Source organism: Paenibacillus sp. FSL E2-0190, from assembly GCF_037992965.1.
In the GTDB taxonomy this organism is placed as follows: domain Bacteria; phylum Bacillota; class Bacilli; order Paenibacillales; family Paenibacillaceae; genus Paenibacillus_AQ; species Paenibacillus_AQ odorifer.
The window spans coordinates 4737506-4762142 of the sequence record NZ_CP150306.1 but is presented as its reverse complement, the minus strand read 5'-3'; the positions used below and the strand labels follow the sequence as shown (position 1 = coordinate 4762142).

Here is a 24637-nt window from a genome sequence, read left to right as displayed (position 1 = left end):
AGTAACGTAAGGATGACAGGAGGAATGAATATGGCAAGACCCGTTGTGGCAATCGTTGGGAGGCCTAACGTCGGAAAATCGACGATATTTAATCGGCTGATTGGCGATAGATTAGCCATTGTAGAAGATAAGCCGGGGATTACACGTGACCGGATTTATGGTATTTCAGATTGGAACGGTAAGTCGTTCAGTGTGATTGATACCGGAGGTATTGAAATTGATGGAGAAGATACAATTCTGAAATCAATCCGTGTTCAAGCGGAGCTGGCGATTGAAGAAGCGGATGTTATTGTATTTATGTGTGAGGCGAAGAGTGGTGTGACGAATTCAGATGAAGAGGTAGCTCAGATTCTGTTCCGTTCAGGTAAACCAGTCGTTCTTGCCATCAACAAAGTGGATAATATGAAGCGTGCGGATGATATTTATGAGTTCTATAGCCTTGGTTTTGGCGATCCAATCGGAATTTCTGGTAGTCACGGAACCGGACTCGGCGACTTGCTAGATGCTGTAGTTGAGCGCCTACCTGAGAAAATAGATGATGAATACGATGAGGATGTCATTCGTGTAGCTTTGATTGGCCGTCCGAATGTAGGTAAATCCTCTCTGGTTAACGCGATTTTGGGCGAAGAACGTGTTATCGTCAGCGATATTGCAGGGACAACAAGAGATGCTATCGATACTCCTTTTGAACGTGATGGGCAACGTTATGTGCTTATCGATACGGCAGGTATGCGTAAAAAAGGCAAGGTATACGAGAACATTGAAAAATACAGTGTTATGCGTGCTATGCGTGCGATCGAACGGGCTGATGTGGTCCTCGTTGTAATTAACGGCGAAGAGGGCATCATCGATCAGGACAAGCATATTGCTGGTTATGCACATGAAGCTGGTAAAGCATCTATTTTTGTTGTCAACAAATGGGATGCCATTGTGAAAGACGATAAGACTATGCAGAACTTCGAGACGAAGATTCGTGACCATTTCTTGTTTATGAGTTACGCACCGGTTGTCTTTTTGTCGGCTTTAACCAAACAGCGTTTGCAAAAACTGCTGCCTGTTGTACAGCATGTATCTCAACAGCACGCACTGCGCATTACTACACATTTGGTGAACGACGTTGTATCTGATGCAATCGCGATTAACCCTCCACCAACTGACAAAGGCCGTCGCTTGCGTATTAACTATGTAACGCAGGTTGCGGTTAAGCCGCCTACGATTGTGGTGTTCGTGAATGATCCGTCGCTGATGCATTTCTCCTATGAACGTTATCTGGAGAATAAAATTCGCGCAGCATTTAATTTCGAAGGAACACCAATCCGTCTCTTTACACGGCGCAAATCCGAAAACGAAGGTTAGGGGAGAAGAAGTGTGGCGCTTGAACTTCTGGTTATCGTTGTAAGCTATTTGCTTGGTTCTGTCAGCTTTAGTGTACTGCTTGCAAAGTTGCTAAAGGGAATTGATATCCGTCAATACGGAAGCGGAAATGCGGGGGCTACCAATACACTGCGTGTATTGGGTAAAGGTCCTGCAATACTAGTGCTGTTGCTGGATGTGCTGAAAGGGGTGGCCGCTGTATGGTTAGGAATCTGGGTCGGCGGTTGGGGAACCTGGGTTCCGGCTCTTTGCGGAATCGCTGCCATCATCGGACATAATTGGCCGCTCTATTTTCGTTTTCGTGGGGGGAAAGGCATTGCTACTACGATCGGTGTTATGGCTACGCTTTGTTTATGGCCAGCGCTGCTCGCCGGTATCATCGCCATCCTGTCTATCTTTATCACACGTTACGTGTCCCTTGGCTCATTAATTTTTGTAGCACTGACACCAGTGGCTTTATTGTTGACAGGATTTACACAACCTGTGCTCTGGACCAGTATTATTATTGCGGTCTTCGCCTTCTGGCGGCACCGGACGAATATTGTAAAGATCGTAGAAGGCCGTGAGAACAAGATAGGCTCAAAAGTTAAAGGAGGGAATCGTGTTGTCTGATAAAGTTACCGTACTTGTAGCGGGGAGCTGGGGAACTGCGCTGGCTAGTGTGCTGGCTGCAAACCACTCGGAAGTTTATCTGTGGACACGCAACTCTGATCAAGCTGCCGAGATCAATGGCTCTCATACGAATAATAAGTATCTGCCTGGCATCGCATTGCCAGCTAACATTATTGCAACTACGGATATGGAAACGGCAGTGTCCGGTTCTAAGGCGGTTGTAATTGTAGCTCCGTCTTCAGGAATGCGGCAGGTTGCTCGCAGTCTGAAGCCATTCTGGAAGGATGACATGTTATGTGTTCATGCTACGAAGGGCTTTGAGTCGGAGAGCAATAAGCGGATGTCCATCGTAATTGCAGAGGAACTAGGCTGTGACGAAGGGCAGATCGTCGTCCTCTCCGGTCCAAGTCATGCAGAGGAAGTTGTACGCCGGTGTCCTACAACCGTTGTAGTTGCTTCACCTGATGACAAACGTAGCGCCGAAGCGCAGGAATTGTTCATCAACAACGATTTCCGTGTATATACGAATCGTGATCAGGTAGGGGTAGAGCTTGCCGGAGCTCTTAAGAATATTATTGCCCTTGGTGCAGGTCTATCCGATGGCCTTGGATATGGGGACAATGCTAAAGCAGCGCTTTTGACCCGTGGACTCGCCGAGATATCTCGGGTGGGAGTTGAGCTTGGAGCCAATCCTTTGACCTTTGCCGGCCTTGCCGGAATTGGCGACCTTGTTGTGACGGCTACTAGTCAGCACAGCCGTAACTGGCGCGCTGGGTCCATGCTTGGTCAAGGCAAGCCGCTGGCCGAGGTGCTGGAATCCATGGGGATGGTAGTCGAAGGTATACGTACTACCGAAGCAGCTTATGCAATTTCGCTCAAGCTGGGTGTGCAGATGCCGATTACGGATCAGATTTATCATGTGCTCTTTCAAGGAAGAAGCCCACGCAGTGCGGTTGAAGCCTTGATGGGTCGTGATCGTAAGCCTGAGCTTGAGTCGATCTCCCAGGAAACTTGGGAGCAGTGGCATTCCTGATCCTGTTCACCTTTTTCCGCAAATTCTCATATGTTGTAATGGGGATTGACGGAGGAGGGATGAAAAGTGAGCAGAGATTTTTCCAAGGATGCATTGAACGCCATTAACAAAAAGGCGGGCAAGAACATTACGGAAAGTGCCGTCAAAAAGCTAGCCAGTACGGTAAAGCCAGGAACTACGCAGAATGAAGCCCAGCTCCGCCAGTTAATTAAGCAGGTGTCATCAATGGCGAAAGTGCCGGTCAGTGAAGCTACTGTGCAGGAGATTATCAATGCCGTTAAAAAAGGCGGCGCAGGTTCCAGCACAATGGAGTCTTTAATGAAAATGATGCTTAAAAAATAGCTTTAAGTTGGGTGAGCAAAAGAAAACGGATCAATGAACGATTCCGTCGTCTTTTGCTTTTTTTTATATTCCTGATAATTTTCACGAAGCGTAATTTATTTAAAATAATACATAAAAAATGATGTTTTTTTACAGAAAAGGATAAGGTCATGATATAATAGTCCCTAATAAATTACAGGCGAATGGGGGCTTTGACCATGGATCCGATGACGAAAATGTGGTTATCCCTGATTGCGATGCTGATTATGGGATTATCAGTATTTCTTATAACTTTTGCTCGGAGCAAAACCAAGGGATTGCTTAAGGCTGTACTGTCTATACTTGCTTTTGTCATCATGTTAGTGGGCCTATTGGGCGGAGTTGTTTCAATTATGTAAGCAGTTACATAGTGTTGAGGAAGGAAGTAACATCATGAAATCACAAAAAGGAGTTACCGTTGTATTTCAACCAGAAGGTCGTAAAGCTGTTGTGAACCGTGGCATTTCGTTATTAGAGGCCGCTCGTAAAGCAGGAGTGCCAATTACAACTAGATGCGGAGGCAAAGCAGGCTGTCTGATGTGCAAGGTTACAGTCGCGAAGGAAGAGGCTGCTGCAGTAAGGCCTCCCGGAGATATTGAGCGGCGTAAGCTTGGATCGGCCTTAGAAGATGGAACGCGTCTGGCCTGTCAGGCTGCCGTATGGAGCGACGTAACCGTTCAGGTGCCGGAAGATCCACTGAAGGCTGCGGTGCGCCGTAAGCTTGAAGCAGCGCGGCGTAGGGAAGAAGATGAACTGTGGTAGCGTAAGAATGTCACCGTGGGAGGGACTCGGTTGGAGTTTATAGGATATAAAATGAAACTGAAGGCAGGGGCCAAGCTTTTGCTAGGGATGGTATCGCTCGCGCTTACGCTTTCGGGCTGTCTATACCCAGGTGAAGAGAAGCGGGCTAGTGTTAATTATCGGGAAAGTGTTAAACGGATACAAGCAGCCGTTGATGATTATCAACAGGAGGAAGGGGTATTGCCCATTCTTAATGCGGATGAAACTACTCCAAGGTATGAGAAGTTTCGTATTGACCTGGGGAAGTTGAATAATAAGGGATATTTGGATGATATACCGGCTACCGCTTTTGAGCAGGGTGGAAGTGCTTATTTTCTTATTTTGAATGAGGAAATTGATCCTGTGGTGAAGGTGATGGACCTTGTTACGGTTCAAAAGGTGAATGACGTGCAACGACAGGTTAACCGTTATAAATCAGCTCATGGCGGCAACCTGCCTGTGCTTGATGAGCTATACCCCGGATTGTATACCATTGATCATAAGCAGGCGGGTACAAGCTCTATAACCTTAACTAGCGTCTATTCCGGTCAAGTTCTTGACTTTATCATGGATAAGGATGGAACTGTCTACGTAGATTATGTTTTTGATATCATGGCTGCCGTCGATAAGAAGGGTGGAGAGCACGACAAGAATCAGGACTTGCGACTGGATCTGGAGGAAGCTTCATATTACGTTCCCGTAAAGTCTTTGCCGTATCTATGGATTAATAATCAGCCGATCCCACAGCCTCCAAGTTAGAGTTATAGTTTAAAAGCGTCTAAGCTTCGGTTTTATCCGGGGCATTAGGCGTTTTTTGTTTATAACCTTTTAATCTCAGCATCCACTAAAAATAGTTCTATCAACGAATCCTACCTCATAAGATGGATGAGTAAGCTTCCGGGCGTCAGACGCCTTGCGGCGCGCAGACTTAACTTTTTTTGAAATTACATTGTGAAATGCGCGAATATGGGTCATAAATTCGTTCCGGATACATATGATGATACTAGTCCAAATGCATGTCCGAGCATTCGGAGTTTAGCGCGGGGCAAGTACGTCCCGGTCGAAAGCAGCTAGGCTTCGGGCGGGCATACGATAAGTCCGGTTGATGTCCTGCAAGGGTCAGATTACCGGCGGAACGCGAAGTCGATGCTCTTCAGGCATTTTTTCTTCGGAGTAATATGAGGAGGGGATCTCTTTTGGAAAAAGTGGATATTTTCAAGGACATTGCCGAGCGTACCGGCGGAGACATTTATCTTGGCGTCGTCGGCGCGGTTCGCACGGGGAAATCGACATTTATCAAGCGCTTCATGGAAACCATTGTCCTGCCAAACATCACGAATGAGGCTGATCGAGTAAGAGCTGTGGATGAGCTTCCGCAAAGCGCAGCAGGCAAAACGATTATGACGACAGAACCGAAGTTTGTGCCAAACAACGCAGTCCAAATCAAGGTTGCGGAAGGGCTTGAGGTTAATGTTCGTCTGGTAGACTGTGTGGGTTACGCTGTAGAGGGTGCAAAAGGTTACGAGGATGAAAATGGACCACGTATGATCTCTACACCTTGGTTTGAAGAGCCTATTCCTTTTCAGGAAGCGGCAGAAATCGGGACACGTAAGGTTATTCAGGAGCATTCAACGCTAGGTGTAGTGGTAACAACAGATGGTACGATTGCAGAAATTCCGCGGAACTCGTACGTGGACTCTGAAGAGCGCGTCATTGCAGAGCTGAAGGAAGTGGGTAAGCCGTTTGTGCTTGTCATTAACTCCACCCGGCCACGCAGTGAGGAAGCGCAGCAGCTCCGTAACGAGCTAGCCATCAAATACGATATCCCAGTTATGACGCTAAGCGCCGCAAACATGAGCGAAGATGACGTAACTGGTGTGCTGCGGGAAGTGCTTTATGAATTCCCAGTGCATGAAGTAAATGTAAATCTGCCAAGCTGGGTTATGGTGCTTGGAGAAAACCACTGGCTACGTAGTAGTTATGAGAACTCCGTTCGCGATACGGTAAAAGACATTCGCCGCCTGAGGGATGTTGACCGCCTCGTATCTCAGTTCACCGAATATGACTTTATTGATAAAGCTGGCCTAAGTGGTATGAACATGGGTCAGGGTGTAGCAGAGATCGACCTGTATGCTCCAGAAGAGCTGTACGATCAAGTTCTGATGGAAGTGGTTGGGGTTGAGATCCGCGGTAAGGATCATTTGCTCCAGCTTATGCAGGAGTTCTCACATGCGAAACGAGAATACGACCGATTCTCAGAAGCTTTGGAAATGGTCAAGACTACTGGCTATGGTATCGCGGCTCCATCCTTAGCTGAAATGGCACTCGACGAGCCAGAACTGATTCGTCAGGGCTCTCGCTTCGGGGTTCGCTTAAAGGCTACGGCACCATCCATTCATATGATTCGGGTGGATGTGGAGTCTGAATTCTCGCCAATCATCGGAACGGAAAAGCAAAGCGAAGAGCTGGTTCGTTATCTGATGCAGGACTTTGAGAATGATCCTATTAAGATTTGGGAATCCGATATTTTTGGCCGCTCCCTGCACTCCATTGTAAGAGAAGGAATTCAAGGCAAGATAGCTATGATGCCGGATAATGCGCGCTACAAACTGCAAGAAACGCTTGGCCGCATTATAAATGAGGGTTCCGGCGGACTTATTGCAATTATTCTCTAAGCTGAATATAAATAAATTCAAAGAGTGGGAGAAATCCTGCTCTTTTTATTTGTATCTATCCTAAAACTTGATTCCTAGTTCCTATAATAACGGTGAATCTGACTCAATTATTCTGATGAAATAAAGACCTTAAATGCTCCTATAGGTCTAACAAATTAGATTGAATTTAGATAAATATGCAAGGATAGATGATAATTTCTGCTCCTTTTTTGAGTAACAGCTTGAATTTATGGATGGGCTGTATTACTATAAGTTTGTTGCGCTTCAAGGTCTAAGGGCGCCAAAGTTAAGTTTTAAACGGGATTATCACGTATATTTTACGTTGAAACGGAAACAGTGTATGATACCGGAGAATTTACTCAGGGAGGTGAGAAAACATGAATAAATCAGATTTGATCAATGTAGTTACAGAAGCAACTGAACTTCCCAAGAAGGATGCTACTAAAGCTGTAGATGCGGTTTTCGAAGCAATTACAGAAGCACTGCAAAGCGGTGATAAAGTACAACTGGTTGGATTCGGAAACTTTGAAGTGCGTGAGCGTTCTGCACGTAAAGGCCGTAACCCGCAAACTGGTGAAGAAATCGAAATTCCTGCAAGCAAGGTACCGGCATTCAAACCCGGTAAGGCGCTGAAAGACGGAATCAAATAAAGATTTCTACATACCTATCCCATAGTCTTTTTAAGAACAACTATGCCGCCCTCCAAGGCGGCATTTGTTTTTTGAAATACTATGAACTGTATAATAGGTTTAGAGGAGGATGAGTGATGATGGATAAAAATACGGGTACTACTCCGCTTCCAACGGGCAGCGACTATATTGTGGTTAAGGCTAAAGATAATGGCGTTCAGGTCATTGGGTTAACCAGAGGTACAGATACACGTTTTCATCATACAGAGAAGCTGGATAAGGGCGAGGTATTGATTGCCCAGTTTACTGATCATACCTCAGCGATGAAGATCCGCGGTAAGGCTGAAATATGGACAAAGCACGGACAATTGGAAAGTGAAAGCTGAAAAGCAGGCATAGCCTGCTTTTTTTCAAAATATAGTAAAGATAAATGATCGTATTCCGCTAAGAGTGGGAATTATGGATAAGGGGGGCGTGTTCATGAACAAGGCCTGGTGGGTTGGAGCCGTATTACTCTTGACTGCAACCTCTGCTGTAATATTGCCCAAAGTGGCAGATATGGATTCAACCTTACAGCAGCGAAATGGTGCAGTGGAGACTTTTACTGGCGGCCATAACACGGTGCTAGACAACGATAATCTTGTTGATGTTCTTGGCGCACTTCCATTGACCTTATCCATTGATAGCGTAGACTGGGAGGATCACGTTCTGTCTCTGGATTTAAAAGTGAGCGGAAATGATCATGAACCCCAGGAGCTTTATCGAAATATGGCACAGACTATTTCTTTTGCTTTTCAAGAAACCTCGAATGTGGATCAGCTTCTGCTGCGCATCGTGGTCATGGATAAATGGCTGGATAGCCGCCGGCTGCTGCTAGCAGGGGATATCAGACGCGCGGAGTGGTCCGTTGAACTCCAGAATGAACTTCAGTCTGCGGGTAATTTCCCCATTTCCGAGCGTCTCAAGACGGGCTTCCGTATTAGTGAGACTGAGCTCTGGAAGAAGCAGTTCATTTATCCTTGAGAAGAATAAAAGAAACTCAGTTGTATCACAGTGCGTGACAAAAAAACATGTGATATAATAGACAAGATTGTGAACAAAGGAATTAATATAAATGTCAATGGCTTCGGAGGCTGAAATGAAACCGTACTGCATACCGCAACTGGCAAAACCCTACACCGACTACGACATGATTCAGAAGCATACGGATTTGCCGCCGTTTTCTGATGGCCGGGGTCATTTGTTATATATTTTTCTAAACCATGGATCTTCTGTAAAAGGAAGTACTGGTGAGTTGTATACGCTCGTAACCGCACTTATTCAACTTGGACTAGATACACATGAGGTAATTGACCGCTCGAATGATAGACGCGGTGGAGATCCTATGCGTTCCCGTCAATTAAAGGTATTGGCTGGCGATTATTTTAGTAGCTGGTTTTACCATCTGCTTGCAAAGAGTGATCAGATTGAGATGGTTGGAATCTTGAGTAAGGCGATTGCTGATTTCAATGTCTTGAAAGCGAACCTCTATGTGAAGATGAGAGGAATCCGTCTTTCGGCTGAACAATACTTGCGGCACATGGTACAGCTCAATATGCGGCTGTTCCTTTCTTTTACGCCCATGATCGAGAATTCCTTAGTGGAATTGTGGGAGAAGTTATTGACAGAGTTCAGTCAATGCGAAACTGTTGCCATAGAGCTTCAGCGTTGTGATAACCTTGAGAATGCTAGCAATGGTTATTGTTACTGGAAGATGCTGGAGTCAGCGACAGAGGAAGAACGCAAACAGCTTCAAGACCAGAACCTTGATCAGAAGGACTGGAAGATGCTGAAGATGAAATATAAATGTGATTCTCTGCTGACGGACATGCTCCATCAGTCGATTCAGTCGATTCAGGGACTATTACAAAGCGTTAAAGACGAAAGCCTGCTTAGAGAGCTTGAGATAGCGCTGGATCGTATTCTCCTGCAGATGAAAGTCTCAGGACAAGCAGCCGTGGAGGGTTAGTGGATGACTATGGACAAAACTACAACTGCTGTGGGTGATAACAGCAAGCCGAAGGAACAGTTTGTGCACTCGGTGTTTGAGAGTATTGCAGGTAAATATGATTTGATGAATGACATCTTAAGCTTTCGCCGCCATAAGGCTTGGCGTAAGTTCACGATGAAGAAGATGGGTATGAAGCGCGGGGATTCAGCTGTAGACTTATGCTGCGGCACTTGCGATTGGAGCATTGCCTTGGCCGAAGCCTCACAGACAGGGAATGTGATAGGGCTCGACTTCAGTGCAGGCATGCTTGAAGTGGGGCGCCGTAAGGTGGAGGAGCGCAAGCTTCAGGACCGGATCTCTCTCGTACAGGGCAACGCTATGGAGTTGCCTTTTGAAGACAACGCATTTGATTATGCAACGATTGGTTTTGGACTCCGCAACGTACCGGATCTTGTTCAAGTGCTGAACGAGATGAAACGAGTGGTGAAGCCCGGAGGAATGGTGGTCTGCCTGGAGCTTTCCAAGCCGATGAAACAACCGTTTAAAGGTATCTATTTCTTTTATTTTCAGCGTGTACTCCCATTGCTGGGCAAGTTATTCGCTAAAAGGTATGAGCAATACAAATGGTTGCCAGAATCGCTGGCGCTGTTCCCTGACCGGGAGCAATTAGCTGCTATTTTCCGTGAAACCGGACTGCAAAAAGTGGAATCCTTCCCCTTGACCGGAGGCATCGCGGCATTACATATTGGGCTCAAGGAGAACGGGAATGTTTAAGAAAATCGGTATCTTTTTACAAATGATCAAGTTTGAACATACGGTATTTGCTTTACCTTTTGCTTTTATGGGCGCTTTACTTGGTTCCGTTGTCATGTCTGGCACGCTACCTACCTGGAGCCAGATTGGTTGGATCGTAGTGGCTATGTTTGGGGCACGGAGCGCTGCTATGGGGCTGAATCGACTGATTGACCGGATAAGTGATGCTAAGAATCCACGCACAGCGGGAAGAGCTATTCCTGCAGGATTATTGAAGATCGGTGAAGTCGTCATTTTTATCGGCATTTCGTTTTTCTTACTCTTTTGGGCAGCCTTTAAGCTGAATCCTTTGTCGGCCAAGCTCTTGCCGATCGCAGTTTTCCTTCTTGTCATTTATTCATTTACTAAGCGCTTTACATGGGCCTGCCATCTTATCCTCGGTCTGACCATTGCGCTTGCACCTTTAGGCGGTTGGGTAGCTGTAACTGGTAGTGTGAATTGGACTTCAATGGTATTTTATTTCACTATTGTGTTTTGGACTGCAGGTTTTGATGTAATTTATTCTTGTCAGGATGTTGAGTTTGATCTAAAAGAGGGCTTGAAGTCCATTCCGGTTCGGTTCGGGGTTCAAGGTGCACTCTTTATTGCCCGCGTATTTCACATTCTCACGGCGATTGGATTCGTATCGTTGCTGTTTATGACGGATTTAAGCTGGTGGTATGTAGCAGGCATGATCATCGCATATATCATTCTCTTTTATGAGCACTACATTGTATCTCCGAGTGACCTGAGCCGTCTGCAGACTGCTTTTTTCACTATGAACGGCGTATTGAGCATCGTGGTGTTCTCTTTCACTTTGATTGACTTGGTGGTGCAGTTCTACTAATGACGCTTACTAAACCGAAAAACATCGTGGTTGGAATTACAGGAGCAAGCGGTGCGATATATGGTGTTCGTCTAACTGAAACCTTGCTGTCACTAGGCTACTCCGTGCATTTGGTAGTTAGCAATGCGGGCTGGCGCGTATTTAAAGAAGAACTTGGCTATATCGCATCAGACCGGGAGGGCTTTTTGAACGAAAGGTTCAAAGGCTATCCCGGTTCTCTGCTTTATCATCCTGTTGCGGATATCGGCGCATCCATTGCAAGTGGTTCGTTTCGTGTGGAAGGGATGATTATTATGCCTTGCTCTATGGGAACATTATCCGCGGTAGCGAATGGGACCTCTGATAATCTGATGACACGTGCTGCTGACGTTATGCTCAAGGAAGGCCGCCCACTGGTGCTTGTACCTCGTGAGACTCCACTGCATGCTATTCATCTAGAGAATATGTTGAAGCTGTCCCGTCTGGGAGTTCGGATGATTCCCGCAATGCCGGCTTTTTATTTTGGGCCGCAAAGTATGGATGATCTGATTAATTTCATGGTGGGCAAAGTGCTTGACAGCTTTAATATTGAACACAATTTATTTCGAAGATGGGGGGATTGAAAGGATGGACAATAACAGCCACACCATCATTGGCAAAATCAGCTATACCAACTCATGGCCGGTATTTCACAATTTTCATCCCTCTGCACTGAAATATCCTGCAGAGATGGTGAGTGAGGTACCTGCCATTCTTAATCAGGGGATGAGCCGTGGAACTATTCATGTAGGTGCTTTATCCTCTTTTGCTTATGCTGAGGCCAGTGACAAATTATTACTTCTACCTGATTTATCGGTTAGCGCGGACGGTCCTGTGAGATCAATATTCCTTTTTTCCAGGGTGCCATTTGCTCAGATTGGCAGCGGTAAGATCGCTGTTACGAATACTTCTGCAACCTCAGTAAATTTGCTGAAAATTTTAATGGAAAAAGCTTTTGGCAATAAACCGGAGTATATTAGCGCTAATCCTGATTTGGATGACATGATGCATGAAGCGGATGCCTGTTTATTAATTGGTGATAATGCTATTAAGGCCTCATGGCAGGATCAAGGTTATATCGTTACTGATCTAGCTGAGGTTTGGAAGGAATGGACGGGCTTAGGGATGACCTTTGCGGTCTGGGCAGTGAATCGAAAGGCTGCGGAGGACAAACCGGAAGCTATTTCTGAGATTGCAGAGGCTTTTGCCGAGAGTAAAATGCGGGGATTGAGAGATTTAGATCCTATTGTACAAGCAGCTTGTTCTAACATTGGAGGAACAAAGTCTTATTGGGAAGGGTACTTCCGCAATTTATGTTATGATTTTGGAGAAAGGCAGCAGCAAGGTTTGAACCTCTATTTCCGCTATGCCTATGAGATGGGCCTGCTGCCGCAGGAAGTGAAGATGGAGATTTGGAGCCATAAACTGTTGACACGGGTGAAAGAATGAAACGACTGCAAATATTCGGATTACTGAACAGAGATATGGATCAGATTGAAAAAGAGCTGTACCGCAGTGTACAGGGGGATGACGATCTGCTTACAGAAACCTCCCTGCATTTATTAAAGGCAGGCGGCAAAAGATTACGTCCCGTATTTGTCCTAATGGGCGGGAAATTCGGTAAGTATGATCTGGAAAAACTGAAACGGGTGGCGATACCGTTAGAGTTGATCCATAGCGCTTCACTGGTCCATGATGATGTGATCGACGATGCAGAATTGCGCCGTGGTGAACTCACCGTGAAAGCAAAATGGGGCGATAAAATTGCCATGTACACTGGTGACTACATATATGCAAAAGCGCTGGTTATGACTACGGAGCTGAAGAATCCACGAATTCATCAAATTCTGTCTAAGGCGATGATCGAAATGTCGATCGGAGAGATGGAGCAGATTCGTGACTTTTTCAACAGTGAGCAAAGTGTACGTCATTATCTACGGCGTATCCGCCGCAAAACAGCCCTGCTGATTGCAGTTAGCTGCCAACTCGGCGCTCTTGCTGCTGAGGCAGATCCAGAAGTAGCTCGTCTGCTTTATAATTATGGATATAACGTGGGTATGGCGTTCCAGATTCGTGATGATTTACTGGATCTCTCAGGCACAGAGAAACAGATCGGTAAACCTCCGGGCAGTGATATGCGGCAAGGAAACATTACACTTCCAGTGATTTATAGTCTTGAGGATGAGCGACTGCGCGAGTCATTGCTTGAGGAACTGAAGTCTATACGTGAGGGACATAGCACGGTAGGACATGCGATTGATCTCATTCTTTCCGGAGACGGAATCGCCCGTTCTGAGGAGCTCGCTTCACGTTATATCGACAAGGCGCTGGCGGCGCTGGAACAATTGCCTAACAATAAGACTAAGCGCAATCTGCGCGATATTGCGTATTTTATAACAGGTAGAAGTTATTGATCTTCTGGTGAGATTGAAATTAAACGTTTCCAGAAAGCAATGTTTCTGTTAAGATAGCGTCAAAACAACCCTTCAAATGGGAAAATGGAGAGTGCTTCTATGGAAAAGACGTATCTGATGGTCAAGCCTGATGGAGTTCAACGTGGATTAATAGGGCGTATTGTTGCCCGCTTTGAGGATAAGGGGTTTAAATTGGTCGCTGCTAAACTGATTACAGTGAGTGAGGATCAAGCGAAAAGACATTATGCTGAGCATGCAGGCAAAGACTTTTTTTCAGAGCTGGTCTCTTTCATCACTTCAGGTCCAGTGTTTGCAATGGTATGGGAAGGCGATGATGTCGTAACTTTATCCCGGACACTCATAGGCAAAACAAAAGTTGGAGAAGCTCTGCCAGGCACGATTCGTGGCGACTTTGCCAGCCATACACCACTTAATTTAATTCATGGATCAGACTCGCCTGAAAGTGCAGAACGGGAAATTGCTAATTTCTTTGCTCCAGATGAACTGAATCAGTATAACAAAGACATCGCAGTCTGGATGTAAGGTCCAGGTGGGAGGCAGGGGATTAACATGTCTGATCGTAATGTTGCAGCATTAACAACAGATCCAGATTATAGCGGATTTATTCACAACGTTAAACAAAGCACCGGAATTGATCTGGCTCAATATAAAGAAGCACAGATGAAGCGGCGTTTGACGACTCTTCGGATGAAGAATGGTTATCATACCTTCAGTGATTTTTTTGCAGCGATGATGAAAAATAAGGACTTATTTTATGAATTTTTAGATCGAATGACGATCAATGTCTCTGAGTTCTGGCGGAATCCGAATCGCTGGGAAGTTTTGCGGGATATTATCCTCCCTGACCTCCAGCAGTCGGGCCGCAAATTAAAGCTGTGGAGCGCGGCATGTTCCACAGGCGAAGAGCCTTACACGCTGGCTATGATTTTGTCGGACAAGAATATATTGGCGCAGACAGGTATTCTTGCCACTGACATTGATGATGGCGCTTTATCCAAAGCAAAGCAGGGTCTTTATTTGGAACGTTCTTTAAAGGATGTGCCGAAAGACGTGGCAGCACGTTATTTTACGCCGGAAGGCCCTGTCTTCAAGGTCAGCGATTCACTTAAGAAAAATATAGATTTCCGCAAACAAAATTTGCTCTTGGACAAGTTCGACGAAGGTTTCGATCTTATTATTTGTCGCAATGTAATGATCTATTTTACTGAAGAAGCGAAGAACAAGCTCTATCATAAGTTTTCGGCTAGCTTACGTCCGGGTGGTTATTTGTTTGTGGGCAGCACAGAGCAAATCTTTACACCGGCTCAATATGGCTTTGAATCGACGGAAACTTTTTTCTATCGTAAAAAATAAATACTTTTTGCTCCTTCGCCATTAACTTCAAAGGTATACTTTCGCAAAAGTTCAGTGATACTGGATAGTAGAATCTGTACGCTAAGTGAAAGGAAAGTTAAACCGATGGACAAAAGCAAGGTCATTGCCGCGTACAAACGAGGCTTTATCACCGTTCGTGAGTGCGGGCAAATTCTCGGTGTGGAGGAAATGCAATTGGAGCGCCTTCTGCAGCTGGAAGAGCGTAAGTCTACATTCCCTCCACCAAGCCAGCGGCTCGGCAGCTAACAAGCTGAGGACCCAGCCGAGGAGCGCCATTCATACTCTTAAGGGTATGGATGGCGCTTTTTATTTCGGTATACATACAGTGTTTCTAGGGAGATCCCTTTCTTGTCAAAGCGGATTCCCTATACTATAATGAGCAAAGATCATAGGATTTTAGCGGTTTACAGTTTAAAAGTATAAAAGGGGGAAGACATCATGAGTTTACGCTATTTAACAGCGGGGGAAACGCACGGCCCCCAGCTAACGGCTATTATTGAGGGATTGCCAAGTAATTTAACTTTGGATTTTGAAGAGCTTAACTTTCAATTGCATCGTCGACAAAAGGGATACGGACGTGGACGCCGCATGCAGATTGAGAAAGATACGGCACAGATTGTAGGTGGAGTACGTCACGGCTATACTACGGGTGCTCCGGTAGCCTTGGTAGTAGAGAACAAGGATTGGACTCACTGGAAGAACATTATGAATATTGAACCTATTCCAGGCAGTGATGAAGAAAAACGCCGGGTAAATCGGCCGCGTCCTGGACATGCAGATTTGAATGGTGGATTGAAGTACAATCATACGGATCTTCGCAACGTTCTGGAGCGCTCCAGTGCCCGCGAAACCGCAGCCAGAGTCGCATGTGGCGCTGTAGCCAGACAGCTGCTGGCAGCTTTTGGTGTGAAAGTAGCAGGTCAAGTCATTCGCATTGGTGAAATTGAGGCTCCTGCAAATGATCTGCCTATCGATGAGCTGATTGAACGGACAGAACAGTCTTCTGTCAGAGTTGTCGACAAAGAAACAGAACAGAAAATGGAGGCTTACATAGATCAGATCAAGGAAGAGGGCGACTCCATCGGTGGAATCGTTGAATGTATCGTCGAAGGACTGCCCATTGGACTTGGCAGCTATGTACAGTCAGATCGGAAGTTAGACGGGGCAATTGCTGGGGCAGTAATGTCGATTAATGCCTTCAAAGGCGTTGAAATCGGCATTGGGTTTGAAGCAGGTAAATTGCGTGGATCGCAAGTCCATGATGAAATTATGTATGAAGCTTCTAAAGGATACTATCGCGCAAGCAATCGTTTAGGCGGTTTTGAAGGCGGGATGACGAATGGCATGCCGGTAGTGGTTCGTGGTGTTATGAAGCCTATTCCTACCTTGTATAAGCCACTTCAAAGTGTAGATATCGATACGAAAGAACCTTTTACTGCTCAAGTAGAACGTTCGGATGCATGTGCAGTTCCAGCGGCATGTGTGGTTCTGGAAAGCGTAGTGGCATGGGAAGTTGCTAAAGCATTTCTTGATAAATTCGGCGGGGATTCTCTCGAAGAAATTAAAGCGAATTATGAAAACTATCTTGCACAATTGGAGAGTTATTAATCATGCGTACAATCAATGTAGATTTGGGAGATCGTTCTTATCCAATCCACATCGGTAGTGGTCTGCTGCAGAACATTGCCCAGTACTGTGCTGAGGCTGGACTGTCCACTCGTAGCCCGCTACTGGTTGTGAGTGATAGTGAAGTAGCTCCACGGTATTTACCGGCGCTTGAAGAAGCTCTACGTCAGCAAGGTTATACCGTAGTAAGCCATATTATGCCGGCAGGGGAAGCATCCAAATCATTAACCGTGTATGAAGAGGTTATGACGACCGCGATTCAAGCGGGACTGGATCGCAACTCAGCGGTGTTGGCTTTAGGTGGCGGGGTTGTTGGTGATTTAGCTGGTTTTGTAGCAGCTACCTACATGCGAGGAATAGGATTTCTACAAATTCCAACGACGATTCTAGCCCATGACAGCAGCGTAGGCGGCAAAGTGGCTGTCAATCATCCACTAGCCAAAAATATGGTTGGTGCGTTCTATCAACCTTCGCTGGTGCTTTACGATTTGGATACCCTTCGCACGCTTCCGCCGCGCCAAGTCTCTTCTGGCTTAGCTGAAGTAGTGAAGCATGGTCTGATTATGGACAAAGAATTCGCATATTGGTGCCGTGAACATGCTGATGAGCTGCTTGCTCTGAATGCTGAAGCCCTGGGTTATGCCCTTGAGCGCGGTTGTGCGATCAAAGCTCATGTCGTGGCGAACGATGAACGTGAGCATGGACTTCGGGCGATCCTGAATTTAGGCCATACGATCGGCCATGCTATTGAAGCGGTTGGCGGATATGGTGTGTTTTTGCATGGTGAAGCGATTGCGATTGGTATGGCGGGTTCGGCGCTGCTGGCTGTAAAGCTTGGACGTGACCGATCCATTTATGAGGATACAGTATCTATGTTATCTGCCCTTTCACTGCCTATACAGCTTCCTTCTGAATATGATGAAGAGGAGCTAATGGAAGCGATGATGCATGATAAGAAATTCAAAGAAGGCAGAATGACTTTTATTGTGCCTGATGCCATAGGAGCCGTTAGTATTGTAAACGATGTACAGGAATCGCTTGTGCGAGAGGTTCTCGCAGAGCTTAAAAAGGAGGGAAAACCGTGGTAAATCGAGGGATTCGCGGAGCAACTACCGTGATTAATAACGAAGAAACAGAGATTTTGCGTGAAACCGTTGTGCTGCTGCGGGAGATCGTTGAACGCAATAATGTTATAGCTGAGGATATTAGCAATGTATGGATTACGATGACCAATGATCTGGATGCTACTTTTCCGGCAAGAGCCATACGTGAGATTGAGGGCTGGGAAATGGTGCCGCTTATGTGTTCTACGGAGATCCCGGTCAAAGGCAGCCTGCCGATGTGTATCCGGTTAATGGTGCAGTTTAATACGGATAAATCACAGCGTGAGATCCGCCATGTGTATCTGAATGAAGCTCAGAAGCTTCGTCCGGATTTGTCGCAGAGTAAGTCTTAAATTTGAGTTGTGGGTTGTCAATGACCCTTGTCATCATGTATAGTGTAATTAGCCGAGTATAGAAGAGTTTAGTTGAGTTGAGATGAGTATAGTTGAGCAGAGTGCAAGAAATTTTTGCGAATATAAGAAAGTATAAGCTTTGTTCTATACATTCTTATATTTCACGCATATACGCTTACCGTCCTTATAAGGACGCTGAAGACGTTTATGCCTGATTAGCAGTTTTTGTGTACGCAGAGTCTTTATTTTGATATGTACGGGAGTGATATTTCACATCTCTGATGTATCTTATTTAGAGATAAGTCTGTAGGCACAATATAACGATGCTGATCATTGCTCAAAAACATATACTTACTTACACAAACCCTCTACTTTGGTAGAGGGTTTTTCTGTGTTTCGGAAAGATTTATATAACTAAGGGGGCATCTAAAAATGACGAATCCGAGTGTTCAAGAGGTGGTAAAGCTGTCGCAGGATTATAATCTGATTCCTGTTGTGAAGCGGCTGCTGGCTGATATGGAAACACCTATCCGGTTATTCCAACGTTTTGCTGAACGTGACCGCGCGTTCTTACTAGAAAGTGTAGAGGGTGGCAAACAATGGGCCCGGTATTCGTTCATCGGCAGCGATCCCTTTTTAATGATATCGGGAAAAAAGGGTGCGATTAACGTAGAGATCGACGGTAAGAAAAAACAGCTGCATGGAAAGCCGATTGAGGAGCTTAAGGCGCTGCTTCGTTCATACCGTAGCCCTAAGCTGGATGAGATGCCGCCTTTTACTGGAGGAGCTATCGGATTTTTTGGATATGATCTGCTGCAATATTATGAGAAGCTGCCTGAGCATCCAGTAGATGATCTCCAAATGGATGATATCCGGTTTATGTTCTGTGATCGCATCATTGTTTTTGATCATGTGAAACAACAAATTCTCCTAGTTGGCAACCTGCATGTTAAAGACGGTGATACGGACTCAGATATCAAATCCAATTACGAAAGCTTAAGTCGTAAGCTTGAGGATATGGCCGAAGAGCTGCAGAAGGAAGGGCCTAAGGAAAATGTGAACCGCCGCAGTATTCCGCAGGATATTGAGCTGGGTGAGATTCATTCCAACCTTACTAAAGAACAATATATCAACAACGTAGAACAAGCGAAGGAATACATTCGGGCTGGCGATATTTTTCAAGTGGTGTTGTCGCAGCGCCTGCATATTGAAACGGAAGTTTCTCCACTGCATGTATACCGGATGCTCAGGACGCTTAACCCATCTCCATATATGTATTATTTGAAAATGGATGAAGAGATTATTGTTGGAACCTCACCGGAAGCGCTCGTAAAGGTAGATGGAAATCGTGTGGAGACACGGCCGATTGCCGGAACAAGACCAAGAGGTGAAAGTGAAGCTTCGGATCGTGCTTACGCCGCGGAGCTGCTGGAGGATGAAAAAGAACGTGCAGAGCATTTGATGCTAGTTGATCTAGGTCGTAATGATTTAGGAAGAGTGTCCAAATTCGGTTCTGTAAAATGTGATTCCTTTATGGAAATTGAAAGATACTCTCATGTCATGCATATGGTATCGAATGTGTCAGGCACGCTTAGCGAGGATAAAGATTTCTTTGATGCCTTTCTCTCCTGTCTGCCAGCTGGTACTGTCTCAGGAGCACCTAAGCTACGGGCAATGGAGATTATTGCTGAATTGGAGCGAGAAGCCCGTGGTGCTTATGCGGGGGCGATTGGATATTTGGGATTCTCGGGAAATATGGATTCATGTATCACCATCCGTACAATCATCTTCCGTAAGGGCAGAGCATATGTGCAGGCTGGGGCGGGTATCGTTTGGGACTCGGTTCCGGAGAAAGAGTATGAAGAGACGGTGAATAAAGCGAAGGGCATGCTAAAAGCTATTCGTATGGCAGAGGCTATGTTCCCACCCGAGATAAAAGAGAAACAAGTCATCAATCAAGATTACATGTACGCATATACCCCTGAACAGGTGGTTTGATTAATAAAAAAGATTACATTAAGGCTGGAGGATGAACATTATGGATGCAACAAAATTGATACAATCAGGAATCGCTGGACTAATCGAAGGCAAAAGTCTGACACGTGTAGAAGCACGGGATATAATGGGTGCAATCATGCTGGGAGAGGCTTCACAGGCGCAAATCGGATCACTGCTGACCGCTTTACGGATTAAGGGAGAGACCGTGGAGGAGATTACGGGGTTTGCGGAAGCCATGAGAGGTTTCGGCACACCTGTCCTTACTGAAAAAGCGCGTCTGCTAGATACATGTGGTACGGGCGGTTCCGGCATCCATAAGTTTAATATTTCTACCGCCTCAGCGATTATTTCATCAGCGGCTTCGGTACGAGTTGCCAAACATGGCAACCGCTCAGCTTCCGGTAGAGCAGGAAGTGCAGATGTACTTGAAGCTTTGGGCGTCAACATTCATCTGAATGCGGATCAGGCCCGGGAATGCTTGGATCGAATCGGCATTTGTTTTTTATTCGCGCAAATCTATCATCCTTCGATGCGGCATGCGGCGGCACCGCGTAAAGAGCTTGGAGTGCGGACGATTTTTAATATGCTTGGTCCGCTTACGAATCCCGCTGGTGCTGACCGTCAGCTGCTGGGGATTTATGATCGGAATAAGACAGAGACGGTGGCTAATGTACTGAAGGAGCTGGGGTCCAAGCGTGCGATGGTTGTTAGCAGCTTGGATGGTCTGGATGAAATCAGCATCTCGGCCCCTACATTAGTGTCTGAGCTAAAAGAGGGCATCGTAACCACGTATGAGGTAACGCCAGAGGCATTAGGTCTTAACAGACATCCACTGGAAGCTGTGCTGGGTGGAGATGCAGCTGAAAATGCGGCGATTATTACCTCGGTCCTTCAAGGGCAGATGAATCCTTATCGCGATATCGTTCTTGCTAACGCCGGAGCCTGTATATATGTTGCTGGTCTGGCAGATACCATGGCCGGAGGCGTAGAGAGAGCAAAAGATGTAGTGGATTCAGGCAAGGCACTATCCAAGCTTAATCAGCTTGTAGCTATGACGGAGGAACTTAATTATGTATCTTGATAAAATTGTCGCGACTAAGATTAAAGAGGTTGAACTGCTCAGTAAAAACTTTTCGCTGGCACAAGCAGAGCGTGATATTGCGCTTCTTCCGGCAACAAGAGGCTTTCGTAAGGCTCTGACCCAAGGGAAGAACAGAGATATGGGCTTGATCGCTGAGGTGAAGAAGGCTTCTCCTTCCAAAGGGTTGATCCGTGAGGATTTTGATCCTGTTTCCATTGCAAAAGGGTATGAAGCTGGAGGTGCAGATTGCTTATCTGTTCTGACGGACACAGAATATTTCCAGGGCAGCGCAGCTTATCTGCAGCAAGTGAAAGAAGCTGTAAATCTGCCGCTGCTTCGCAAAGATTTTATTATCGATGAGAAGCAGATCTACGAAGCACGTCTTCTCGGAGCGGATGCCGTGTTGTTAATCGTCGCTATTTTGACACCGGCACAACTGTCTCATTTTATAGATATAGCTTCAGGGCTTGGATTGGATATCTTGATTGAGGTGCATGACCGGAATGAACTGGCGGTTGTACTGAGCACAGAAAAGATAACCCAACCTAACGTCCTGCTAGGAATTAATAACCGTAATCTACGTACCTTTGAGACCTCTTTGGAGACAACAGCCGAGCTGGCAGCTCTTGTGCCGCAAGGTGTTCCAGTGATCAGCGAAAGTGGAATTTCCGGGTCAACAGACATCGGCTACCTAAGAACTACTGGTGCTCACGGAGTGCTCGTTGGGGAGTATCTAATGCGTCAAGCTAACGTAGAGGATGCGGTTAACGGTCTGCTCGGTGAGCTTCCTAATGGAAAGGACCGTGTCCGGCATGGCTGAGACATTAGTAAAAATCTGTGGACTTCAGGACGTTGAAGTGCTAAAATCTATGTTACACTTACCACTAGATTATATCGGATTTGTTTTTGCACCTAGCCGCCGGAAGGTATCCATAGAGCGTGCTGCCGAACTGATTGCAGAGCTTCCAAATTGGAAGACTGGTGAAATTCCTAAGGCTGCCGGGGTTTTTGTTAATCCGGAGCTGGATGAGTTGAACGAATTGCTGTCTGTGGTGCATTTAGATGTAATTCAGCTTCATGGACAGGAGAGTCCAGCTTTTTGCCAGCAGGTTCGCCGAGCTTATCCACAGGTTCAGGTATGGAAGGCACTATCCGTTGCGGATCAAGAGCGGGATAAAGCTGAAAATGAATATAGCTTGGAAGATTACGCAGCTGCAGTAGATGCGGTTTTATTAGATACTTATGATCCATTGCAGAGTGGCGGCTCCGGCCGAACGTTCGCTTGGAATAAATTACCTGCTTACCAAGAAATTGCAGTACAACATGACTTGCCCTTGTTTGTGGCTGGAGGGCTTCATACAGATAATGTTGGTGAATTGCTTGATACCTATGCCCCTTATGGGGTAGACGTGTCGAGTGGAGTAGAGACTGACGGCATTAAGGATATTCAAAAAATGACAGCTTTTGTGGAAAGGGTGAAGCAATCATGATACAAGTACCGGACCAGCATGGACGTTTCGGTTCATTCGGAGGCCGCTTCGTGCCCGAGACTTTGATGAATGCATTGATTGAGTTGGAGGAGGCTTACCGTAAGTTTTCGGCAGATCCAGCTTTTCAGGAAGAAATAGATTATCTATTAAAGCAGTATTCCGGACGGGAGACCCCGCTGTATTATGCGGAGCGTCTGAGCAAACATCTGGGAGAAGCTAAAATATATCTGAAGCGTGAAGATTTGAATCATACAGGTGCCCATAAGATTAACAATGCGATTGGTCAAGGGATTCTGGCCAAAATGATGGGAAAAACGAAAGTAATCGCTGAGACGGGTGCGGGTCAACATGGTGTAGCCACAGCTACAGTTGCAGCTTTGCTAGGAATGGAATGTAAGGTGTTTATGGGGGAAGAGGATACACGTCGCCAGGCCCTTAACGTATTCCGGATGAAGCTGCTTGGTGCAGAAGTGATTCCCGTTACTTCCGGATCGCGTACTTTAAAAGATGCCGGCAACGAAGCGCTTCGCTACTGGGTTAGCAATGTAGATGATACCTTCTATATATTGGGTTCAGCTGTAGGACCACATCCTTATCCGATGATGGTTCGTAACTTTCAGCGGGTTATTGGGGATGAAACACGGCGCCAGATTCTGGAGGCTGAAGGAAGGCTGCCGGATGTGCTCGTAGCTGCTGTAGGCGGTGGCAGTAATGCCATCGGTATGTTCTATCCATTTGTTGAGGATGAAAATGTCGGTATGATTGGTGTAGAGGCGGCTGGTAAAGGCATTGATACCCCTTTTCATGCGGCAACAATGAGTAAAGGAACTCATGGCGTATTCCAGGGATCGATGAGTTATCTCCTGCAGGATGAGCATGGACAAGTAACAGAAGCACATTCCATCTCCGCAGGCCTGGATTATCCTGGTGTGGGTCCTGAACACTCCTATCTAAAAGATATCGAACGCGCAAAATATGTCCCGATTACAGATGCAGAGGCGCTAGATGCACTGAAGCTGCTATGCGTAACGGAAGGCATTATTCCAGCGTTAGAATCGGCGCATGCGATAGCACATGTTGTAAAAATGGGTCCAACCCTTACTAAGGATGATATTGTTGTCATCTGCCTGTCAGGCCGGGGAGACAAAGACGTAGAATCCATTATGGCGTATACAGAAGGGAAGGGAACTGAATGACAACCCAAACTACAAACCGGATGGATTTGGTATTCCGGAAGCTTAAAGCTGAGAACCGGACCGCATTGATTCCTTTTCTGACTGTTGGAGATCCAGATTTGGAGACTACTCTTGCCATCATCACTGAACTGGAGACAGCAGGGGCAGATATTCTGGAGCTAGGAGTACCATACTCTGATCCGCTTGCAGACGGCCCTGTAATTCAGCGAGCATCTGCCCGGGCACTGCGGGGTGAAGTTCACCTGCGCACTTGCATGGAGACCGCGTTAAAGGCTCGTGAAGCCGGCAGCAGTTTGCCATTTATCTTGTTTTCTTATTACAATCCTATCCTGCAAATGGGTCTAGATACGTTTTTTGCTGATCTGAACAAGCATGAAATTAGCGGACTTATTATCCCGGATCTTCCCGTTGAGGAATCAGCGGAGATGCGGCGCCGTAGTGATGAAGTTGGAGTCAACCTCATTCCTTTAGTTGCACCCACCTCAAGCGAACGTATTGCAAAGATTGTATCCGGTGCGAGCGGGTTTATCTATTGTGTCTCTTCATTAGGGGTGACTGGAGAAAGATCCTCTTTCCATGCGGATGTAGAAGCCTTTATTGATTCCGTTCGTCAAGCTACGGATCTGCCAGTGGCTGTAGGATTTGGGATCTCTACTGGCGAACAGGTTGCCCGTTTTGCTCAGATTTGCGATGGTGTTGTAGTAGGGAGTGCCATTGTCCGCAAAATAGAAGAGGTAATTCCGTTGCTCGATCATCCTGCTACGCGGAATGAGGGACTGTTGCAAATTCGAGAATTTGTGGCACAATTAAAAAGACCATAACAGTGTCATTCTGACCTGTGTATAGTGGAGTAATCAACTATGGAGAGCGA

At 46.1% G+C, this 24637-nt stretch carries 29 protein-coding genes; all 29 read left to right on the top strand.

Annotated elements, in window-relative coordinates; genetic code table 11:
* The first annotated feature begins 30 nt into the window (after positions 1-30).
* The 29 genes from der (at position 31) to trpA (ending at position 24587) form a co-directional block, all read left to right on the top strand.
* Complete coding sequence (der, locus tag NST25_RS21055; RefSeq protein WP_036676212.1) at positions 31-1356, top strand: ribosome biogenesis GTPase Der; 1326 nt, start codon at positions 31-33, stop codon at positions 1354-1356.
* Positions 1357-1368: 12 nt separating this feature from the next.
* Positions 1369-1986 carry a glycerol-3-phosphate 1-O-acyltransferase PlsY gene (plsY, locus tag NST25_RS21050; RefSeq protein ID WP_340392410.1) on the top strand — a complete coding sequence of 206 codons (618 nt, stop codon included), beginning with the start codon at positions 1369-1371 and terminating at the stop codon, positions 1984-1986.
* A complete protein-coding gene (locus NST25_RS21045) occupies positions 1979-3019 on the top strand; it encodes an NAD(P)H-dependent glycerol-3-phosphate dehydrogenase (protein WP_076127494.1) in 1041 nt (346 codons plus the stop codon). Before plsY ends, NST25_RS21045 begins: the two co-directional genes overlap by 8 nt.
* Before the next feature lie 66 nt (positions 3020-3085).
* Complete coding sequence (locus NST25_RS21040) at positions 3086-3361, top strand: stage VI sporulation protein F (protein ID WP_038572437.1); 276 nt, start codon at positions 3086-3088, stop codon at positions 3359-3361.
* Positions 3362-3558: 197 nt separating this feature from the next.
* Positions 3559-3738 (top strand): DUF2768 family protein, encoded by a 180-nt coding sequence (locus NST25_RS21035; RefSeq protein ID WP_036676218.1) that lies wholly within the window; start codon positions 3559-3561, stop codon positions 3736-3738.
* Positions 3739-3772: 34 nt separating this feature from the next.
* Positions 3773-4141 carry a 2Fe-2S iron-sulfur cluster-binding protein gene (locus tag NST25_RS21030; RefSeq protein ID WP_339187837.1) on the top strand — a complete coding sequence of 123 codons (369 nt, stop codon included), beginning with the start codon at positions 3773-3775 and terminating at the stop codon, positions 4139-4141.
* Between the two features lie 30 nt (positions 4142-4171).
* Positions 4172-4918: a DUF3939 domain-containing protein gene (locus NST25_RS21025; RefSeq protein WP_254847661.1), complete on the top strand. Its 747-nt coding sequence runs from the start codon at positions 4172-4174 to the stop codon at positions 4916-4918.
* A 437-nt stretch (positions 4919-5355) separates the two neighbouring features.
* Positions 5356-6834 carry a stage IV sporulation protein A gene (gene spoIVA / locus NST25_RS21020; protein WP_036676222.1) on the top strand — a complete coding sequence of 493 codons (1479 nt, stop codon included), beginning with the start codon at positions 5356-5358 and terminating at the stop codon, positions 6832-6834.
* 377 nt (positions 6835-7211) lie between these two features.
* Positions 7212-7484 (top strand): HU family DNA-binding protein, encoded by a 273-nt coding sequence (locus NST25_RS21015; RefSeq protein WP_036676223.1) that lies wholly within the window; start codon positions 7212-7214, stop codon positions 7482-7484.
* Positions 7485-7600: 116 nt separating this feature from the next.
* On the top strand, positions 7601-7849 hold the full coding sequence (mtrB, locus tag NST25_RS21010; protein WP_051490908.1) for a trp RNA-binding attenuation protein MtrB: 249 nt from the start codon (positions 7601-7603) through the stop codon (positions 7847-7849).
* A gap of 94 nt (positions 7850-7943) precedes the next feature.
* Positions 7944-8486 carry a hypothetical protein gene (locus NST25_RS21005; protein ID WP_076184017.1) on the top strand — a complete coding sequence of 181 codons (543 nt, stop codon included), beginning with the start codon at positions 7944-7946 and terminating at the stop codon, positions 8484-8486.
* Positions 8487-8577: 91 nt separating this feature from the next.
* Positions 8578-9471, top strand: a complete 894-nt coding sequence (locus NST25_RS21000; protein ID WP_254857027.1) for a heptaprenyl diphosphate synthase component 1 — start codon at positions 8578-8580, stop codon at positions 9469-9471.
* Between the two features lie 3 nt (positions 9472-9474).
* Positions 9475-10227, top strand: a complete 753-nt coding sequence (locus tag NST25_RS20995) for a demethylmenaquinone methyltransferase (protein WP_139329851.1) — start codon at positions 9475-9477, stop codon at positions 10225-10227.
* Positions 10220-11092, top strand: a complete 873-nt coding sequence (locus NST25_RS20990) for a UbiA-like polyprenyltransferase (protein WP_076184015.1) — start codon at positions 10220-10222, stop codon at positions 11090-11092. The genes NST25_RS20995 and NST25_RS20990 overlap by 8 nt, the downstream gene beginning before the upstream one ends.
* Positions 11092-11694 (top strand): flavin prenyltransferase UbiX, encoded by a 603-nt coding sequence (locus NST25_RS20985; RefSeq protein ID WP_036676229.1) that lies wholly within the window; start codon positions 11092-11094, stop codon positions 11692-11694. Before NST25_RS20990 ends, NST25_RS20985 begins: the two co-directional genes overlap by 1 nt.
* 4 nt (positions 11695-11698) lie before the next feature.
* On the top strand, positions 11699-12559 hold the full coding sequence (locus NST25_RS20980) for a menaquinone biosynthesis protein (protein WP_076127500.1): 861 nt from the start codon (positions 11699-11701) through the stop codon (positions 12557-12559).
* Positions 12556-13524 (top strand): polyprenyl synthetase family protein, encoded by a 969-nt coding sequence (locus NST25_RS20975; RefSeq protein ID WP_076127501.1) that lies wholly within the window; start codon positions 12556-12558, stop codon positions 13522-13524. Before NST25_RS20980 ends, NST25_RS20975 begins: the two co-directional genes overlap by 4 nt.
* Positions 13525-13623: 99 nt before the next feature.
* Positions 13624-14067, top strand: coding sequence for a nucleoside-diphosphate kinase (gene ndk, locus NST25_RS20970; RefSeq protein ID WP_076127503.1), 444 nt, complete (start codon positions 13624-13626; stop codon positions 14065-14067).
* A 27-nt stretch (positions 14068-14094) separates the two neighbouring features.
* Positions 14095-14898, top strand: a complete 804-nt coding sequence (locus NST25_RS20965) for a protein-glutamate O-methyltransferase CheR (protein WP_036676236.1) — start codon at positions 14095-14097, stop codon at positions 14896-14898.
* Between the two features lie 105 nt (positions 14899-15003).
* A complete protein-coding gene (locus tag NST25_RS20960; RefSeq protein ID WP_169744788.1) occupies positions 15004-15165 on the top strand; it encodes a hypothetical protein in 162 nt (53 codons plus the stop codon).
* A 192-nt stretch (positions 15166-15357) separates the two neighbouring features.
* Entirely contained in the window at positions 15358-16527 is a 1170-nt protein-coding gene (aroC, locus tag NST25_RS20955; RefSeq protein ID WP_076134686.1) for a chorismate synthase, read from the top strand.
* A gap of 2 nt (positions 16528-16529) precedes the next feature.
* A complete protein-coding gene (gene aroB, locus NST25_RS20950) occupies positions 16530-17633 on the top strand; it encodes a 3-dehydroquinate synthase (RefSeq protein ID WP_076184012.1) in 1104 nt (367 codons plus the stop codon).
* Entirely contained in the window at positions 17627-18001 is a 375-nt protein-coding gene (aroH, locus tag NST25_RS20945; RefSeq protein ID WP_076127508.1) for a chorismate mutase, read from the top strand. The genes aroB and aroH overlap by 7 nt, the downstream gene beginning before the upstream one ends.
* A gap of 432 nt (positions 18002-18433) precedes the next feature.
* Positions 18434-19999 (top strand): anthranilate synthase component I, encoded by a 1566-nt coding sequence (trpE, locus tag NST25_RS20940; RefSeq protein WP_076127509.1) that lies wholly within the window; start codon positions 18434-18436, stop codon positions 19997-19999.
* Between the two features lie 40 nt (positions 20000-20039).
* Positions 20040-21080, top strand: a complete 1041-nt coding sequence (gene trpD, locus NST25_RS20935; protein ID WP_175617300.1) for an anthranilate phosphoribosyltransferase — start codon at positions 20040-20042, stop codon at positions 21078-21080.
* Complete coding sequence (gene trpC / locus NST25_RS20930) at positions 21070-21900, top strand: indole-3-glycerol phosphate synthase TrpC (protein ID WP_339187832.1); 831 nt, start codon at positions 21070-21072, stop codon at positions 21898-21900. The genes trpD and trpC overlap by 11 nt, the downstream gene beginning before the upstream one ends.
* Positions 21893-22570: a phosphoribosylanthranilate isomerase gene (locus NST25_RS20925; protein ID WP_076304034.1), complete on the top strand. Its 678-nt coding sequence runs from the start codon at positions 21893-21895 to the stop codon at positions 22568-22570. Before trpC ends, NST25_RS20925 begins: the two co-directional genes overlap by 8 nt.
* On the top strand, positions 22567-23766 hold the full coding sequence (gene trpB / locus NST25_RS20920; RefSeq protein WP_076127515.1) for a tryptophan synthase subunit beta: 1200 nt from the start codon (positions 22567-22569) through the stop codon (positions 23764-23766). Before NST25_RS20925 ends, trpB begins: the two co-directional genes overlap by 4 nt.
* Entirely contained in the window at positions 23763-24587 is an 825-nt protein-coding gene (gene trpA, locus NST25_RS20915; protein ID WP_076127517.1) for a tryptophan synthase subunit alpha, read from the top strand. The genes trpB and trpA overlap by 4 nt, the downstream gene beginning before the upstream one ends.
* Positions 24588-24637: the final 50 nt, after the last annotated feature.